Raw genomic sequence first — 17,351 nt, forward strand, 5'->3', positions numbered from 1 at the left:
GGCGATGTTTCGGGCCTCTGGCGGTTCGCGAAATGGCAATGGCGTAAACCTAATCCGCCACCAGACAAATGAAACAGAATTAGCAATTCTGCTTCAGCTTTCAGTGTTGCTGTTGAAGTGAGATCGAGCGATCGATCTTTACCAAGGGAAAATGTGTGGACTGGGCCAAAGAATCGCTTCAGCGCGTCATCGGCCGAAAGACGCCGTGCTTGTAGTAGAAGATCACTTCTCCATCGCACTCGAAGACGCGGCAAGGCGGGTGCTTGGCGATCAGCGAATAGCCCTCGCCGTGAATCTTGCAGATGGCATTGAGGTCGACCTTGAACGACTGCCGGCACTTTCGGCAGATGGCCTTCACCTCCGTCCCGTGCTCAATCATCGCGCCCACGGATGCCGCCCATTTGGGAACATCGTCCCATCGCTTCATCATTCCACCTCGATTTTGGGAATTTGTTCCTTTTTTGTTCTCTTTTGACTATGATGTCAACGACCGCCATCCCGCCTGAGGATGGCCCTTCGGGAGTTGAAGCCATGACAAAGAGGGCAAGCACCTATCCAACGCTTGGCGCGTTCGCCGCTGATTATACGCTGGCTGCTACTGACCATGCGGGCATCGGCGGATGCGAGGAAACGGGCAACGACTGGCGAAAGGCTTCCTGCTCCAGGCGAGATGGCTTTTTGAACGACCAGAAGGTTGCTTCTCACTTCCGAACTGGTCTGGGCGCTCGTGACGTCATGGCCGGCCTGCCGCCGGCGAGCCTCTCGCCAACCGGGCATTGCCTGCAGCGGGATTTACGTCGGGATCGAGGCGGCAGCGCCCGCTGGCCGGAAGGGCGTATCGATCCGGCTCTCGATCAGCCTGTCGATCTGTCTCAGCTTTTCAAAGCGGCTGAGGGGCGTATTCGGGACCGCCTTCGGATCATAAACGTAGCTCTCCAACGCCGTGTACTTCAGGCCCTTCTTTAGAAACGCGCTTTTCTTGTCGGCTTTGGAGGGAATCCCGAGTTTCCGCCGCACGAAGATATAGGCTCTCACGAGAAGCGAGCGGAAGAACAGCGTGGTTGCGGTGGGATCGTTCCTGATGGCCACCAGCAACGCCGCAAGCGCCGACCGACAGTCCCGGGCGGCAATGAAACGGTCCAGAGCATAAAGATGCGTCGCCCCTCTGGCCAGCCGAATGGCGTAGCCGTCGAGGAAAGGGGAGCTGGCAATGAATTTTTCGACGACGGCGGAAAGGCCCCTGGCCATCTTGCCGTGGTTGGACGACATGTTGCCGGGATAGTGACGGTAACCGACAAGATGCTCGGCGAGACAGTCGATCTTGTATTTCTGTGCGATCCTGAGTTCGAAATCGAAGTCCTCGCAGCCGCCGATGCCCGCAGCGGCATAGGAGGGGTCGAAGCCTCCGACCTCCCGGGCGACGGATGTGCGCACCAGCAGGCTGCTGCCATTGCCGATGTATTTGAGAGCGAGGTGAGATGCGAAGATATAGCCGCGTGCTATTCTGCGCAGATCCGGCGAGATACAGGTGCCGTTGGCGTCGATCGTCCGCGATAGACTGTAGACAGCGGCCCAGTCGGGCGAGTGGCCCTCAAGAATGGCGACTTGTTTTTCGATTTTGGTCGGATGCCAAAGATCGTCCGCGTCAAGGAAGGCTATAAATTCCCCATTGGCGCGCTCTATTCCATAGTTTCTGGCGGATGCAACCCCGCCATTATCTTTTTGAAAGACTTTGACTCGTGGATATTCTCTGGATAAATTTTGACATATTTGACGGGATGAGTCAGTGGACCCATCGTCAACTACGAGTATTTCCAGATTCTTGTGTGTTTGATTTAATGCGCACTCAATGGTTTCTTTAATGAATTTCTCGCCGTTGTAGATAGGTATGACAACAGAGACGAGCTTATTGGTTAACAATTCGGCGCCTTCATTGCTTTGTTAAATTGGATGATTTCTAGCCGGATTCATCATTCATATAATTTCTTGTTAGTTTTAGTTTATATTGGAAACTAAATGGCGTCTAGTATTTTATGTTTTGCCCTTGGGGTGTATCCATCATCGATCGGTCAATCGAGGGTTTGGACGCTGCCAATAATGTCGCTACAAGGCGCGGCCGTTAGGCTGAAAATTCCTTGCGGAATCAATGAAGATTATGCAGCCCGCACCTTGGTCTACGTAACTGGGATTTATCAAAAATCTCTGGCGTTGCCGGTGTTGCCATTTTTGGAAGATGGTATTGAGCCCATTTATATTTCCGGTGTTCTTCCCCTCACCATAATCCCCTGACTCGACAACGCTGAAGGCTGGGATCTGCCGGTCTAGTTTGCTCCCGAGCTGAGCGGGCCCGCTCACAGTCTTTGTCGATTTTAGGCCCGAATGGACACCCCTCTGCAAGGAGCCGGGAGATGAGGCGCCCAGCACCTTCTACGGCATTCTGACCCGCAAGTGGGTCGCCGAGGTGATGCTTGGGGAAATCAGGACACGGCTCAATTCCCCGCGGGACCAGACCAAGAATCTGCAGCGACCGCAGGCCGAAGGAAATTTGAAGTTGGCGACGAATGGAGAGGCGCGGCGCTTCTCCATCAGTTGGTGAGTGAACAATCAAGGAACAGTCTTTGGGACTTTTTTGGGACTTTCCGCGCCCAAATGCGCCACTTGGTTCCGAATTGTTCCGAATTGGACCTCAAACGGTGCTTGCCCTCATCTGCCGAACTGGCTAGAAAACGCCCGTGATCAGGGATGTTTCGGAACATCGGGGCATAGCGCAGTCTGGTAGCGCACCTGCTTTGGGAGCAGGGGGTCGCAAGTTCGAATCTTGCTGCCCCGACCATCCATGATCTGTTGATCGGAGCCTGCCGGTCAAAGGCGGCCGGCGCCTGGACTGTTATTCGAGGAGGGGCGTTCACACGATGACCGCGCGTATCTACAAGCCCGCCAAGACGGCCATGCAGTCCGGAGAGGCCAAAACCCACCGCTGGGCTCTCGATTACGATCCCGAGCAGCCTCGCTCGGTGGAGCCGCTGATGGGCTGGACCTCCTCGGGCGACATGAAGCAACAGCTCCGTCTCTTCTTCGAGACCAAGGACGAGGCGATCGCCTACTGCCAGCGCCACGGCATTGCCTACCGCGTGATCGAGCCGCAGACGAAGACGCCGAAGCGTGTCTCCTATTCGGACAATTTCAAGTTCAACCGCAAGGAAACCTGGACCCATTGATCGTCCGGGCAAGGGCCGGCAAGGGCAGGGGGCATCCTCTGCGCCGCGTCCGGCGCATCAGGGGCCCCGTAGCTCAGCTGGATAGAGCAGCCGCCTTCTAAGCGGCAGGTCGCAGGTTCGAGCCCTGCCGGGGTCGCCAATCCCGAGAGATGATTTTGAATTTACTGAAGAATTTATGATTTCCCCGCGTCTCGCTCCGAGGTGCGGCGCATTTTTGATATTGTCGCAGCAATAACCGCGGGCCTTCTTGGGCATCGCATCGTGCCGGGAACGAAAGACAGGCTCTTGCAATGACTGACCAGCAGCCGGACACCGACGGAGACAATTCCGCCCCCTTCCGGCTCGGTTCCATGGTCTTCGCACCGGCCCCAACGTCTGCGACGCCTGCGGCAGGGAGCGGCGGCAGTCCCCAGTCCGATCCATCCGACCGCAGCGAGCCCTTCCGTCTCGGCGGCATGACGCTGGCGCCGCCGCCGCAGCACACGCCTCTGCCCGGCGATGGAACGACCGAAGCGGCCGTTGAACCGATGGCTCCGCCGCCGTCTGCAGAGCCGCAGCAATCGAAGACCGAAGAGCCTCGGCCTTCGCCCGCTCCGCGCAAGAGCCGCGCGAAACGCGTGCTCATCGGCACGCGCACGATTCTCGATCTCGCGCTCCTTGCTGTCTTCGCCATCCTTCTGCTGGCGCCGGGCATCAGCAGCCTGCCGGTCACTGATCGCGACGAGGCCCGTTTCGTCCAGGCAACGAAGCAGATGATCGCGAGCGGCGACTATGTCGACATCCGTTTCCAGGATGAGCCGCGCTATCAGAAGCCGGTCGGCATCTACTGGCTGCAGGCCGGTGCCATCAAGGCGCTCGGTTACGATCAGAACGCACCGCTCTGGGCCTACCGGTTGCCGTCGCTCATCGCGATGGTCGTGTCAGTGATGCTTGTCTACCTGATCGGCGCGGTGCTCTCCGGCTCCCGCGTCGGCACCTTCGCGGCCATCGTCTTTGCCCTGTCGCTGATTGTCGGGGTCGAGGCGCGGCTCGCCAAGACGGACTCGGTGCTGCTGGCCTTCATCCTGCTGGCCCAGCTTGCCATCGCCCGCGTCTTCACCGACCCGCAGCAGCGACCGAGGCCTCTCTACGCCTTCCTGTTCTGGACGGCGATCGGCTGCGGCATCCTCGTCAAGGGACCGGTCATCGTGATGGTGAGCGGCCTGACGCTGCTCTTCCTCGTGATCTTCTCGCGCAGCCTGAAGCCGCTGACGGCGCTCTATCCGCTGCGTGGCCTGATCTGGACGCTGATCCTCGTCCTGCCCTGGTTCCTTGCGATCTGGGACGTCAGCGGTGGCACCTTCTTCCAGGCGTCGGTCGGCAAGGATCTTCTGGCCAAGGTCGGAACGGGGCAGGAGGCGCACGGGGCGCCGCCCGGCACCTATCTCGCCGCCGCCTTCCTCACTTTCTGGCCGGGCATTGCGCTTCTGCTGCCGGCCCTTGGGTGGATCTGGCACAACAAGTCGGCCCGCCCGGTCGGCTTCCTCCTTGCCTGGGCCATTCCGTCCTGGATCGTCTTCGAAGCCGTGGCGACCAAGCTGCCGCATTACGTGATGCCGCTCTATCCGGCGCTGGCGCTGATGGCGGCGCTTGCCGTGCGTGGCGGTGGGCTCCAGATGACGAGCCGCTGGCAGCGCGTCTGCGTCGGCTATGTGCCCTTCATGGCGCTGCTGCTGGCGGCAGGCCTCAATGCCGGCTTCGTCTACACGGAAGGCCATGTCGATCCCTACGGCCTTGCCGCCTGCTTCATCGGCGCGCTGGTCGTGATTGCCGGCGGCTGGCTGATGATGAAGGCCTGGCTGCGCTCGGGTCTCGTCACGGCCGCCCTCGGCATCGGTATCATCTACGTCACGGCCTTCGCCTGGTTGCTGCCGCGCGCCGATCATATCTGGGCGTCCGATCGCCTCGCCGAAGTGGCGCATATGGCCGTTTCCTGTCCCAATCCGACCTATATCGCGGTCGGTTACAGCGAGCCGAGCCTCGTATTCCAACTCGGTACCGACCTGCAATTCGACAGGGCGGACATCGCCGCCGCGACTTTCCGGCAGAGCGACTGCGCGGTCGCCATGGTGGATTCGCGTTACGACGAAGCCTTTGTCAGTGCGCTCGGGCCGGACGCCGTCAAGCCGGTCGTTGCCGTCGAGGCACGCAACCTTAACGGCTTCAAGCCCCGGCGCTTCGATATCTATGTGCGCGGGCTCGCGGCGGCACCGATCTTGGGCGAAGCACCGCCGGCCGAACCCACGCCCGACGCGCCGGATGCGGCTCCTCCCGTTGACGCTTCGGCGCCGGTAAACTGAGCCCCGGCATGATCGCAAGATTGAAAGATGCCATCGCGTGGATTGGGCGGTTTTGGCAGAGCCATCGCCCTCCGCGAAGCGCTCTGCCCGTGGTCGTTGCGGTCGCGGTCTTCCTCATCGTGATGGGATTGCTCGTCGATCATGCGGCACGCGCCGCCGCGATGGAACTGCCGGTCTGGACGCGCGGGATCCTCGGGTTTCTCACCAACTTCGGCAAGTCGGACTGGCTGCTCATTCCGTCCGGGATTCTGCTGCTCGCCCTGCGCTTCTACGATTTCGGCGCGATTGCGGGCTCGACCCGGACAGCCATCCGCATGACCATCGAGCGGGCAGGCTTTCTGTTCGGCGCCATCGCCATCTCCGGCATCGCGGCGGTCATTCTCAAATACGGCTTCGGCCGGGCACGCCCGAACACTGCGGACAAGGTCGGCGACGGTTTCATCGGCCCGACCTTCGATGCTCATTACGCAAGTTTCCCCTCCGGCCACGGCACGACGATGGGCGCCTTCGCGCTCGTACTGCTGATGCTGGCCCCGCGCTGGCGCGTGCCCATCTTTCTCGGGACGGCGTTCATCGCCTCGACGCGGGTGCTGGTGGGTGCCCACTATCTCTCCGACGTGATCGCCGGCTACGCCTTCGGCTTCTACATGGCCTGGCTGGTTGCCTGGGCATTCGCGCGCGAGAATTGGGCGCTTGAACCGGCTTCCGGAGCCTTTCCCCGCCTGAAATCGACTGGCGGCATTCCGATTTGGTCGGAATTGGCCACGCTTTTGCCGAAACGACTTGCAACCGCATTCGGGCTGGCGGATACCAGCGCCGAATCAGAAAGGCCGGGCGCTGCGTCCCCCGCAATCCGGCCCGTTCACTCGCAGGACCATCTCATGACTGGCGCTTCCCGTATTTCCGTTGTGATTCCGGCCAAGGACGAAGCGGACAACCTTGCCGTCCTCATCCCGGAGATTCTGACGGCGCTGGCAGGGCGCGATCACGAGGTCGTGGTGGTCGACGACGGCTCTTCGGACCGGACGGGCGCGATGCTGGCCGGGATGCGGGCGGAGGGCAAACCCGTTCGTCACATCCGTCACGAAAGCCCATGCGGCCAGAGCGCGGCCGTGCGGTCCGGCATGCTGGCGGCGAGCGGCGATATTGTGGCGACGATCGACGGGGACGGCCAGAATGATCCGGCCTATATCCCGGCGCTCGTCGATGCCCTTGAAGCGGCGGGTCCAGGCGTCGCGCTCGCGGCGGGCCAGCGCCTCGGCCGCACCGACGGCTTCTGGAAGAAATACGCCTCCCGCTTCGCCAACTGGCTGCGCGGCGCGATCCTGCAGGATGGCACCCGCGACAGCGGCTGCGGGCTCAAGGCGGTCCGGCGTGAGGTCTTCCTGTTGCTGCCCTATTTCGACAGCTGGCACCGCTTCCTGCCGGCCCTGGTGATCCGTGAGGGCTACAAGGTCGTGCACGTCGACGTCGTCGACCGTCATCGCCGTTTCGGCAAGTCCAACTACGGCATTTTCGACCGTGGGCTTCGCGGCGTCCTCGATCTTTTCGGGGTCTGGTGGCTGCGCAAGCGGCGCAGAAAGGTGCCGGTCGTCAGCGAGATAACCTCAACTGCTCCGAAGGCGGAGAACGTGAATGTCTGACCTTCTCGCGCGCTTTTCCGACTGGCTGCACATGGTCTTCGTCGCCCAGATCGACCTCTGGGTGATCCTTGGCTTTATCGCGCAAGCCTTGTTCATGATGCGCTTCGTCGTGCAGTGGATCGCCAGCGAGCGGGCGAAGCAGTCCGTTGTGCCGGTTGCCTTCTGGTTCTTTTCCCTCGGCGGCGGCTTTCTGCTGCTGGTCTATGCCGTCAAGCGGGCCGATCCGGTGTTCATCGCCGGGCAGGGACTGGGCCTGCTGATCTATCTGCGCAACCTTGTTCTGATCTTCCGTCACGACCCGGCCGCGACCCCGGAAAAGGACAAGGGCTGATCCGCCGACCGCCGGGCGAGGGACACGTCTCACAGAACGTTGCCCTACGTGATTTCCCTCACGGCGTGTTTTTCGGCTATGGTGCTGCCGGGGTTGATCGACAAGAACAACGAAGGCAGGCAGCACCATGACATTCAGGTTCGCGATCCCGTTTCTTTGCGCAGGCGCAATGCTCTGCGGCCCGGCCCTGGCCGGCGAGACCCCGGCGCCCGAGGGTGCCAAGGTCTATTTCATCACCCCAATGGACGGCGAAACTGTCTCGTCGCCGGTTAAGGTGGTCTTCGGCCTTTCCGGCATGGGGGTTGCCCCGGCCGGAACGGACAAGGAGAAGACCGGCCACCACCACCTTTTCATCGACGTTCCGCCGCTTGGCGAGGGTGAGGCGGGCGAACTCGACAACCCGATCTCGAGCGACGACCACCACGTACATTTCGGCGGCGGCCAGACCGAGACATCGCTGGAACTCTCTCCCGGTCAGCACACCCTGCAGCTTGTGCTCGGCGACATGAACCACATCCCGCACAATCCGCCTGTGGCGTCGGGCGTGATCACGATCACGGTGAAATAGTCCACGGCGCCCTCGCAGCGGGGCTTTGCCCGATTTGCCCAAGCGGCGGCGAACGGCGGCTCGGCTCAGTGCGGTCCGGCCGCGCTGTTCTGGCATCCCGGCTATGACCCCGCGGCGATGGCCTTGACGCCATCGGCGACGAACTGGACGGACATCGCCGCCAGCAATACGCCGAGAAGCCGCGTCAGTACGCTGCGACCCGTCTCGCCGAGAATGCGATCCATGCGCTCGGCCGCGAGGAAGACGACGAGGCAACTGGCAACGATGGCAAGGGTCAGCGCGATCAAGGCGATGAGGCCCAGCGTCGATGGCGCCTTGGCCGCGAGCAGGATCGAGGCTGAAATCGCACCGGGGCCTGCAATCAGGGGGATGGCCAGCGGAAACACGGCGACCTGATGCAGGTCGTCGAGAATCTGGCTTTCGTCGGCGCCGGACATCTTGTGGGTCACGACATTCTGCGCCGTTTCCTTCTTCCGCTTCTCGCGCTTCTCGAACACCATTTCCGCCGCGATCCAGAAGAGCAGCAGGCCGCCCGCGATGCGGAAGGCCGCCAGCGAAATGCCCAGGAAGCCGAGAACGGCCGATCCGGCCAGGATGAAGAGGATCAGGATCAGGCTCGCGATGCCGCAGGCCCGCACGGCGATGTCGTTGCGGATCGATTTGTCGGCGCCCCGCGTCAGCGCCAGGAAGATCGGCGCAAGTCCGATCGGGTCGATGGTGACGAGGAGAGTTGCCAGAGCGTTGAGCAGATAATCGGTCATTCACGATCCCGGGGCAGGGGCAGGGCGTTGCCTGCCGAGGCTGGAATGGCGGAAACTCGGAGAATCGGAACGTTTCCGCGGCCCTGTTTTTTTGAATGGAACTGCTCCAGAGCCCTCAACGCTCTGTCACGGCCGCCATAAGAAAAGCACAAATTTGCCGTCAATCGAAATGAACGGGGGATCAAGGGGCAAAAAGCCTTGCACCCTCATCCCGCGCCATTGGAACCACGGTCCGGAATCGGCTAGAAATCATCGATTGACCGTCATCGAATCGAGACCCTGAGTTTTGGCAGAAGACAACAACGATACGCCGCAAGGCACCGGCCCGTCTGACATCAAGCCGATTTCCATCGCTGACGAGATGCGCCGCAGCTATCTCGACTACGCGATGAGCGTGATTGTCGCCCGCGCGCTTCCTGATGTGCGCGACGGCCTGAAGCCTGTTCATCGCCGCATCCTCTATTCGATGCACGAGAACGGCTACGAGTGGAACAAGGCTTACCGCAAGTCTGCTCGCGTGGTCGGCGACGTCATGGGTAAATACCATCCCCATGGTGACGCCTCGATCTACGACGCGCTGGTGCGTCTCGCGCAGCCGTGGTCGATGCGGCTGCCGCTGGTCGACGGACAGGGCAACTTCGGCTCGATCGACGGTGATCCGCCTGCGGCCCAGCGCTATACCGAGGTCCGTCTTGAGCGCGTGACGAACACGATGCTCGACGATCTCGACAAGGACACGGTCGATTTCTCCGACAACTACGACAATTCGGAACGCGAGCCGACGGTCATGCCGGCGCGTTTCCCGAACCTGCTCGTCAATGGCGCTGGCGGCATCGCCGTCGGCATGGCGACAAACATTCCGCCGCACAATCTCGGTGAGGTGATCGACGCCACCGTCGCCATGATGGAAAATCCCGCGATCGAGATCGAGGAACTGATCGACATCATGCCCGGTCCGGATTTCCCGACCGGTGCGTTGATCCTCGGCCGCTCGGGCATTCGCTCGGCCTATATGACCGGGCGCGGTTCCATCGTCATGCGTGGCAAGGTCCGCATCGAGGAAATCCGCAAGGATCGCGAAGCGATCATCATCGACGAGATTCCCTATCAGGTGAACAAGGCGTCGATGATCGAGAAGATCGCCGACCTTGTGCGCGAGAAGCGGATCGAGGGCATCTCGGATATCCGCGACGAGTCCGACCGTCAGGGCATGCGCGTCGTGATCGAGCTGAAGCGGGATGCCGTTGCCGACGTGCTCCTCAACCAGCTCTATCGCTTCTCGCCGCTGCAATCGACCTTCGGCGTCAACATGGTGGCGCTCAACGGCGGCAAGCCGGAACTGATGAACCTCAAGGACGTGCTGTCGGCGTTCGTCAGCTTCCGCGAGAATGTCGTCAGCCGGCGCACCAAGTTCCTCCTGAACAAGGCGCGCGACCGGGCGCATATCCTCGTGGGTCTGGCGATCGCGGTCGCCAACATCGACGAGGTCATCAAGCTCATCCGCAGCGCGCCGGACCCGGCAACGGCCCGCAGCCAGCTTATGGAGCGGCGCTGGCCGGCGTCGGATGTCGATTCGCTGATCAGGCTGATCGACGATCCGCGCCATACGGTGAACGAGGACGGCACCTACAACCTCTCCGAAGAGCAGGCCCGTGCCATCCTCGACCTGCGCCTGCAGCGTCTGACGGCACTCGGCCGTGACGAGATCGGCGACGAGCTGAACAAGCTGGCAGCCGAGATTTCCGACTATCTCGACATTCTGCGCTCGCGTGTCCGCATCCAGGACATCATCCGCAACGAGCTGGCCGAAATCCGCGCGATGTTCGCCAACGATCGCCGCACGGAGATCGTCGAGAGCGACGCGGACATGGACGACGAGGACCTGATTGCCCGCGAGGACATGGTGGTCACCGTCAGCCACGAGGGCTACATCAAGCGCGTGCCGCTCTCGACCTACCGGGCCCAGCGTCGCGGCGGCAAGGGCCGCTCGGGCATGTCGACGAAGGACGAGGATTTCGTCACCCGGCTGTTCGTCGCCAGCACCCACACGCCGGTGCTCTTCTTCTCCTCACGTGGCATTGCCTACAAGTTGAAGGTCTGGCGCTTGCCGATCGGCAATCCGCAATCGCGCGGCAAGTATTTCAAGAACCTGCTGCCGCTTCAGGATGGCGAGCGGATTACGTCCATCCTGGCGTTGCCCGAGGACGAGACGACCTGGGAGACGCTGGACGTCATGTTCGCCACGACCGGTGGCACCGTCCGGCGCAACAAGCTCTCCGATTTCGTCTCCGTGAACCGCAACGGCAAGATCGCCATGAAGCTCGACGAGGGCGAGGGCATCGTCTCCGTGGAGACATGCACCGAGACCGACGACGTGCTCCTGACGACTGCGCTTGGACAGTGCATCCGCTTCGAGACGACGCAGGTACGCGTGTTCAAGGGACGCGATTCCATGGGCGTGCGCGGCATCTCGCTGGCTGATGGCGACACCGTCATCTCGATGTGCATCCTGCATCATTTCGAGGCGTCTCCGGCCGAGCGGACGGAATACCTCAAGCGTGCCGGAGCGGCGCGGCGTGCGGCCCTGGGCGAGGATGCCGAGCTCGAGGCCGAGGATACAGCGGTCATCGACGCCGATGAGGCTGCCGAAGGCGAGACCGAGGGCGAGCTGTCCTACGACCGCTATATCGCCATGGGGGCTGCCGAGCAGTTCGTTCTCACCGTCAACGAGAAGGGTTACGGCAAGCGGTCGTCGTCCTACGACTTCCGCACGTCGGGTCGCGGCGGCAAGGGCATCAAAGCGACGGACCAGACCAAGCTGAAGGAAATCGGCAACCTCGTCGCCACCTTCCCGGTTGAGAATGCCGACCAGATCATGCTGGTCTCGAATGGCGGCCAGCTCATCCGCGTGCCCGTCGACGGCATTCGCTTCGCCAGCCGCGCCTCGAAGGGCGTGCGCATCTTTGCCACCGGAGCGGACGAAAAGGTCGTCTCCGTCGAGCATCTCTCCGAGGTTGAGGAGGATGAGGGCGAAGAGGGCGGCGTTACCGAAACGGGCCCCGCCACAGACGAGTGATCAGCGACCAAAGAATGAGGCTCTGAACCGGCTCTTCACAATTTTGTGAAGAGCCGTCTTCGCTCCGCCGATTTGTCGCGCGCGGGAGCGGTTGGAGCCGTAACTCATTGATCGTCAAGGGGAGTGGCAACCACAGTGGGGCGTGCCCGCCGAAGGCCATCAAAGCCCGGCGAGCAGCTCTTGCGGGATGCCATTTGCAACAGCAAAAGCCCGACGCTTGGGGTAAAGCGCCGGGCTTTCGCGATTTTTGGAGATCACTCTGAAACTGACCTGCTGACAGGTACAGCTTATAACATGAAAATCACCGCTTCGCCATCACGCGGAGGAGAACGGACGTGTTCGAGTTGCCGTGATCGGTCTCAACGGTCTGATAGTTATCAGCTTCATGAGCGGCGACGTTGGCAATCGGATCGGACTTGGCCAGAACGTCGCCGGACGAATCCGGCGTCTGCGCACTCACCGACTGCGCGAATCCGAGAACGGCAAAGGCAAGGCCCGCAACGCAGGCGGTGGTGACAAGAGCGGTATGCATGATCGCGATGCTCCGGTGTCAAAGAATGATGCGGCACCAAAGAATTCGTCAGGCCATTCTGCAAGATGGGAACACTCGGACCGGCCCAATACTGCAGTGGTCAAACGCATTCTACGACCGCGGTACCGTTGAAATGGGTTCGGCGCGGTATTGTTCCAATCAATCGGCGAAAACGATTGCGTGATCGGTAATATCGCCGGGGCGGCGATGCTCTGGAACGGAATGCTGGCGAGAAGATCGCGACTGATGCGCCTTGCGGGAAGCAGACACATGTCGCGTGAGTGCGAAGAGGCACAATGGCCAGTCAGGCAGCGGTCAAAGAAGTTGGCCAACTGGCCAGACGTGCCTGATCAGCGGGGCATCCGGACGACGGTGGAGACGCCGATGCCGGCTGTCGTCGTTGCGGTGGCAAAGGAGGGCAGGTCCACCCCTTTGCAGGACGTTGCGTCGGCGAAGGCGCCCCTGCAGTTTGCGATCACGGCAGCCCGGTCGCCCTTCGGGGCAAACGACCACTCGTAGCTGCTTCCTCCGATAAAACCGACGGACGTTGCAACCACGCACGAGAGCGCAGCGATTTGCTTGAGCCGTTTCAGGTCGGGGCGCATACGCAACATGATCTTCACCATCTTTGAACACGGACCGCATGGCTGGATCCGAGACGCCTTAAGGATGGAGCAAGGGGCTGAATCAATCGTTAACAAGACCTGAACGGCAATGGCCAGAAGAAACGCCAAAAACTTCAGAGAAAAGTCACTTTTCGGCCTCAATTGGCATAGTTATCCACAGGCTGCGCGAGGGTGTACGGGGCACTGCTTAAGGGTCTTGACGGGCACGCAGAGTGGATCTGGCCGCTCAGGTCCAGCACCCGGCGGGGTGGGGCGCTGAACGGCATCTGCCACGGGCCTTGCCCGGTTCCGGGAGACCGGATATCCATGCGGCCATGATCAAGGCGCTTTATTCCGGTTCTTTCGATCCGGTCACCAACGGCCATCTCGACATCATCCAGCGTGCCGCAAGACTGTTTGACGGCCTGGTGATTGCCGTTGGCGCGCATCATTCCAAGTCGAGCCTCCTGCCGGCGGACGAGCGGGTCGCCTTGCTGCAGTCGGTCATCGACGATCTGCCACAGGACATTCGGAACAATCTGGAGGTCGTGACCTTCTCCGGCCTCGTCGTCGACGCAGCCCGTCAGGCCGGGGCATCCGTGATCGTGCGGGGGCTGCGCAGCGGCACCGACCTCGACTACGAGGAGCAGATGGCTGGCATGAATCACGAACTGGCCGTCGATATCGAGACCGTCTTCCTGTCCGCCTCGCCGGAGGTTCGCCACATTGCCTCGAGCCTCGTCAAGCAGATCGCGGCGCTCGGTGGCGACATTCGTGCCTTCGTCCCGCCAAAGGTGGCCGAAAGACTGGCGCGCACCTGAGTCATGCATCGATCCCGTATTTGTTGCGTTATCCGCACCACTTGGCGCGCCCGGCGCGCCATCACTTTGGAATGAGGAGAGCTTCCTTGCTTCGTTCAGTCTTTGCGGCCCTGATGCTGGGCCTTTTCGCGCTTCTGCCGGCGGCCAACGCCGCGGAACAGCTCGATCCCGAAAACACCCTCTATATGGAGCTGTCCTACGGCCGCGTGGTCATCCAACTGCGCCCCGATCTGGCCCCGAACCACGTGGAACGGATCAAGACGCTGACGCGCCAGGGCTTTTATGACGGCATCGTCTTCCACCGCGTGATCGACGGCTTCATGGCCCAGTCGGGCGATCCGACCGGCACCGGCATGGGCGGCTCCAACCTGCCCGACCTCAAGGCCGAATTCTCCAAGGCCCACTTTGGACGCGGCACCATCGGCGCGGCGCGCTCCTCCGATCCGGACAGCGCCAACTCGCAGTTCTTCATCTGCTTCACCGACTGCGGCTTCCTCGACGGCCAGTACACGATCTGGGGCCAGGTCGTCTCGGGCATGGAATTCGTCGACAAGATCAAGCGCGGCGAGCCGCCGGCCAACCCGGACAAGATTATTTCGTTGAAGGTCGCTGCCGACGTGAAGTAAACCGCGTCGTCGAAAGAGCCTGTTGAAAAAAGACAAAGGAGGCGGCCGTGGCCGACATCAAGGATCCCGAGAACACGCTGGTGCTGGAAACGACCAAGGGTACGGTCGTCATCGAGATGCGGCCCGATCTGGCGCCCGGCCACGTGGACCACATCAAGAAGCTCGCTCGCGAAGGCTTCTACGACGGCATCGTCTTCCATCGCGTGATCGACGGCTTCATGGCCCAGACCGGCTGTCCGCACGGCACCGGCACCGGCGGTTCGAGCTATCCGAACCTCAAGGCCGAGTTCAATGCCGAGCCGCACGTGCGCGGAACGGCCTCGATGGCCCGCGCCCAGAACCCGAACAGCGCCAACTCGCAGTTCTTCATCTGCTTCGACGACGCAGGCTTCCTTGACCGCCAGTATACGGTCTGGGGCAAGGTCATCGAGGGCATGGAGAATGTCGACAAGATCAAGCGCGGCGAGCCGGTGCGCGATCCCGACAAGATCATCTCGATGAAGGTCGCCGCCGACATCGCGGCCTGATTTCACCTGCCGGTGAAGACTTTTGGGCGGATGGCCGGGCACCGGCCGTCCGCTTTTGCTTGAAGTGAATGCCTTTTCCATGAAGGTCGACCTCTTCGATTTCGAACTGCCACAGGAACGGATCGCGCTGCGCCCGGCGCGGCCGCGCGATTCGGCGCGTCTTCTGCGCATCGGGTCGGACGGTGATCTGGCCGATCACGTCGTCAGCGACCTGCCGTCCCTCCTGAGGGCCGGAGACATCCTCGTCTTCAATGACACCCGCGTCATTCCCGCCCAGCTTGAGGGCGTTCGCCTGCGCGATGGGGAGCCCGGGCCGGTTGTGGGCGCAACGCTGCATATGCGCGTTGCCCCCGACCGCTGGCGCGCTTTTGTGCGCGGCGCCCGCAAGCTGAAGACCGGCGATCGCGTCGCCTTCGGCGCTGTGAAGGATGGCACCTGCCTCGGCGAGCGGCTCGATGCGACGGTGTCGTGGAAGGGCGAGGCCGGCGAAGTGGAATTCGCCTTCGATTTTTCCGGCCCCGATCTCGATGCCGCAATCGCAAAGGTCGGCCATATCCCGCTGCCGCCCTATATCGCGGCCAAGCGGGCCGAGGACGCCGAGGACCGGCGCGACTACCAGACGATCTACGCCAGGGAGGAGGGCGCCGTCGCCGCGCCCACCGCGGGGCTCCATTTCACCCCAGAGCTGTTGGCAGCGCTTGAGAAGGCCGGCATTGAGACGGCCTTCGTGACGCTCCATGTCGGGGCGGGCACGTTCCTTCCCGTCAAGGCCGACGACACGGAAGAACACCGCATGCACGCCGAGATCGGCCATGTCACGCAGGAGATTGCCGACAGGCTCAATGCGGTGCGGGCAAAGGGCGGGCGTATCGTCTCGGTTGGCACCACCAGCTTGCGCCTTCTGGAGAGCGCTGCCGGCGAAGACGGGATCATTCGACCCTTTGCCGGGCCGACGGACATCTTCATCACGCCCGGCTACCGCTTTCGCGCCATCGACGTGCTGATGACCAATTTCCACCTGCCGCGCTCGACGCTCTTCATGCTGGTCTCGGCCTTCTCGGGCCTTGAGACCATGCGCGCCGCCTACGCACACGCCATCGAAACGGGCTATCGCTTCTATTCCTACGGCGATGCCTCTCTGCTCCTTCCGAAGAAGACCCCATGACCGAACGCTTTTCCTTCCAGATCCACGCAACCGACGGCAAGGCGCGGCGCGGCACGATCACCACGCCGCACGGCAAGGTGCGCACGCCGGCCTTCATGCCGGTCGGAACGCAGGGCACGGTGAAGGCGATGTTCATGGATGATGTGCGCAGCACCGGCGCCGACGTCATCCTCGGCAACACCTATCACCTGATGCTGCGGCCGGGCGCCGAGCGTGTGGCAAGGCTCGGCGGCCTGCACGCGTTCAGCCGCTGGCCGCACACGATCCTGACCGATAGCGGCGGCTTCCAGGTCATGTCGCTGGCGCAGATTCGCAAGCTCACCGAGAAGGGCGTGACCTTTCAGAGCCATATCGACGGATCGCGCCACGAGATGACGCCGGAACGGTCCATCGAGATTCAGGGCCTCCTCGGTTCCGATATCCAGATGCAGCTCGACGAGTGCCTCCGGCTGCCAGCGACAGCGAAGGAGATCGACCGGGCGATGCGCCTGTCGCTGCGCTGGGCTGCTCGCTCGCGCGAGAAATTCGTCGCGATGGGCGGACCGGAAAAGGGGCAGGGGCTCTATGGCATCGTTCAGGGCGGCGACGACGCGGCTCTTCGCGCGGTGTCAGCCGCCGAACTCGCCTCCATGCCCTTCGAGGGCTATTCCATCGGCGGTCTCGCGGTCGGCGAGCCGCAGGATGTCATGCTGCAGATGCTGGACATCGTCTGTCCGCTGCTGCCGGCGGAAAAGCCACGCTACCTGATGGGCGTCGGCACGCCGGACGACATCATCAAGTCGGTTGCGCGCGGCGTCGACCAGTTCGACTGCGTCATGCCCACGCGCGCCGGGCGTCATGGTCTGGCCTTCACCCGCTTCGGCAAGATCAACCTGAAGAACGCCCGCCACGCGGACGATCCGCGTCCGCTGGATGAGGAAAGTTCGTGCCCCGCGGCGCGGGATTATTCGAGAGCCTATCTGCATCACCTGGTGCGCTCGGGCGAGGCGCTGGGCGCCATGCTTCTGACATGGGCCAATGTCGCCTATTACCAGAGCCTGATGCAGGGCATTCGCGATGCCATCGAGGAAGGCCGCTATGCCGACTTCATGGCCGAGACGAGCGAGGCATGGGCACGCGGCGACTTGCAGCCGCTGTAG

Annotated in this window: 17 protein-coding genes, 2 tRNA genes and 1 pseudogene; 15 read left to right on the plus strand and 5 right to left on the minus strand. The window is 62.2% G+C overall.

Annotated features, from left to right (window positions below):
* Positions 1 to 178: 178 nt before the first annotated feature.
* Together HDIA_RS10095 and HDIA_RS10100 are read right to left on the minus strand one after the other, a co-directional pair.
* Positions 179 to 388, minus strand: coding sequence for a hypothetical protein (locus HDIA_RS10095; RefSeq protein WP_157775481.1), 210 nt, complete (start codon positions 386 to 388; stop codon positions 179 to 181).
* A 404-nt stretch (positions 389 to 792) separates the two neighbouring features.
* Positions 793 to 1,920, minus strand: coding sequence for a glycosyltransferase family 2 protein (locus HDIA_RS10100; protein WP_099556055.1), 1,128 nt, complete (start codon positions 1,918 to 1,920; stop codon positions 793 to 795).
* Between the two features lie 96 nt (positions 1,921 to 2,016).
* Here HDIA_RS10100 and HDIA_RS25300 point away from each other — a divergent pair, with 96 nt between their 5' ends.
* The 9 genes and pseudogenes from HDIA_RS25300 (at position 2,017) to HDIA_RS10135 (ending at position 8,099) form a co-directional block, all read left to right on the plus strand.
* Entirely contained in the window at positions 2,017 to 2,289 is a 273-nt protein-coding gene (locus HDIA_RS25300; RefSeq protein WP_157775483.1) for a hypothetical protein, read from the plus strand.
* Positions 2,290 to 2,756: 467 nt separating this feature from the next.
* A tRNA-Pro gene (locus tag HDIA_RS10105) sits at positions 2,757 to 2,833 on the plus strand.
* A 79-nt stretch (positions 2,834 to 2,912) separates the two neighbouring features.
* A complete protein-coding gene (locus tag HDIA_RS10110; RefSeq protein WP_099556056.1) occupies positions 2,913 to 3,218 on the plus strand; it encodes an ETC complex I subunit in 306 nt (101 codons plus the stop codon).
* A 62-nt stretch (positions 3,219 to 3,280) separates the two neighbouring features.
* A tRNA-Arg gene (locus HDIA_RS10115) sits at positions 3,281 to 3,357 on the plus strand.
* 151 nt (positions 3,358 to 3,508) lie between these two features.
* Positions 3,509 to 5,557, plus strand: coding sequence for an ArnT family glycosyltransferase (locus tag HDIA_RS10120; protein WP_099556057.1), 2,049 nt, complete (start codon positions 3,509 to 3,511; stop codon positions 5,555 to 5,557).
* Positions 5,558 to 5,871: 314 nt separating this feature from the next.
* A pseudogene (locus tag HDIA_RS25860) lies at positions 5,872 to 6,228 on the plus strand (phosphatase PAP2 family protein); the annotation flags it as partial.
* A 210-nt stretch (positions 6,229 to 6,438) separates the two neighbouring features.
* Positions 6,439 to 7,200, plus strand: a complete 762-nt coding sequence (locus HDIA_RS25865; protein WP_245884278.1) for a glycosyltransferase family 2 protein — start codon at positions 6,439 to 6,441, stop codon at positions 7,198 to 7,200.
* Positions 7,193 to 7,531 carry a lipid-A-disaccharide synthase N-terminal domain-containing protein gene (locus HDIA_RS10130; protein ID WP_099556059.1) on the plus strand — a complete coding sequence of 113 codons (339 nt, stop codon included), beginning with the start codon at positions 7,193 to 7,195 and terminating at the stop codon, positions 7,529 to 7,531. Before HDIA_RS25865 ends, HDIA_RS10130 begins: the two co-directional genes overlap by 8 nt.
* 127 nt (positions 7,532 to 7,658) lie before the next feature.
* On the plus strand, positions 7,659 to 8,099 hold the full coding sequence (locus tag HDIA_RS10135) for a DUF4399 domain-containing protein (RefSeq protein ID WP_099556060.1): 441 nt from the start codon (positions 7,659 to 7,661) through the stop codon (positions 8,097 to 8,099).
* A 101-nt stretch (positions 8,100 to 8,200) separates the two neighbouring features.
* Here the strand turns inward: HDIA_RS10135 and HDIA_RS10140 are convergent, their stop codons facing one another.
* Positions 8,201 to 8,860, minus strand: a complete 660-nt coding sequence (locus HDIA_RS10140) for a MarC family protein (RefSeq protein ID WP_099556061.1) — start codon at positions 8,858 to 8,860, stop codon at positions 8,201 to 8,203.
* Positions 8,861 to 9,146: 286 nt separating this feature from the next.
* Here HDIA_RS10140 and gyrA point away from each other — a divergent pair, with 286 nt between their 5' ends.
* Complete coding sequence (gene gyrA / locus HDIA_RS10145; RefSeq protein ID WP_245884227.1) at positions 9,147 to 11,936, plus strand: DNA gyrase subunit A; 2,790 nt, start codon at positions 9,147 to 9,149, stop codon at positions 11,934 to 11,936.
* A gap of 301 nt (positions 11,937 to 12,237) precedes the next feature.
* Here the strand turns inward: gyrA and HDIA_RS10150 are convergent, their stop codons facing one another.
* Positions 12,238 to 12,468 carry a hypothetical protein gene (locus HDIA_RS10150; RefSeq protein WP_099556062.1) on the minus strand — a complete coding sequence of 77 codons (231 nt, stop codon included), beginning with the start codon at positions 12,466 to 12,468 and terminating at the stop codon, positions 12,238 to 12,240.
* 350 nt (positions 12,469 to 12,818) lie between these two features.
* On the minus strand, positions 12,819 to 13,094 hold the full coding sequence (locus HDIA_RS10155) for a hypothetical protein (protein WP_157775485.1): 276 nt from the start codon (positions 13,092 to 13,094) through the stop codon (positions 12,819 to 12,821).
* Positions 13,095 to 13,408: 314 nt separating this feature from the next.
* Between HDIA_RS10155 and coaD the strand changes: the two genes are divergently transcribed.
* The 5 genes from coaD (at position 13,409) to tgt (ending at position 17,351) form a co-directional block, all read left to right on the plus strand.
* On the plus strand, positions 13,409 to 13,894 hold the full coding sequence (gene coaD, locus HDIA_RS10160) for a pantetheine-phosphate adenylyltransferase (RefSeq protein ID WP_099556064.1): 486 nt from the start codon (positions 13,409 to 13,411) through the stop codon (positions 13,892 to 13,894).
* Positions 13,895 to 14,007: 113 nt separating this feature from the next.
* A complete protein-coding gene (locus HDIA_RS10165; RefSeq protein WP_245884279.1) occupies positions 14,008 to 14,520 on the plus strand; it encodes a peptidylprolyl isomerase in 513 nt (170 codons plus the stop codon).
* 47 nt (positions 14,521 to 14,567) lie between these two features.
* Positions 14,568 to 15,047, plus strand: coding sequence for a peptidylprolyl isomerase (locus HDIA_RS10170; RefSeq protein WP_425432933.1), 480 nt, complete (start codon positions 14,568 to 14,570; stop codon positions 15,045 to 15,047).
* Positions 15,048 to 15,126: 79 nt separating this feature from the next.
* Positions 15,127 to 16,212 (plus strand): tRNA preQ1(34) S-adenosylmethionine ribosyltransferase-isomerase QueA, encoded by a 1,086-nt coding sequence (gene queA, locus HDIA_RS10175; RefSeq protein ID WP_099558818.1) that lies wholly within the window; start codon positions 15,127 to 15,129, stop codon positions 16,210 to 16,212.
* Positions 16,209 to 17,351 (plus strand): tRNA guanosine(34) transglycosylase Tgt, encoded by a 1,143-nt coding sequence (gene tgt / locus HDIA_RS10180; protein WP_099556066.1) that lies wholly within the window; start codon positions 16,209 to 16,211, stop codon positions 17,349 to 17,351. The genes queA and tgt overlap by 4 nt, the downstream gene beginning before the upstream one ends.

Source organism: Hartmannibacter diazotrophicus, assembly GCF_900231165.1.
Taxonomy (GTDB): Bacteria; Pseudomonadota; Alphaproteobacteria; order Rhizobiales; family Pleomorphomonadaceae; genus Hartmannibacter; species Hartmannibacter diazotrophicus.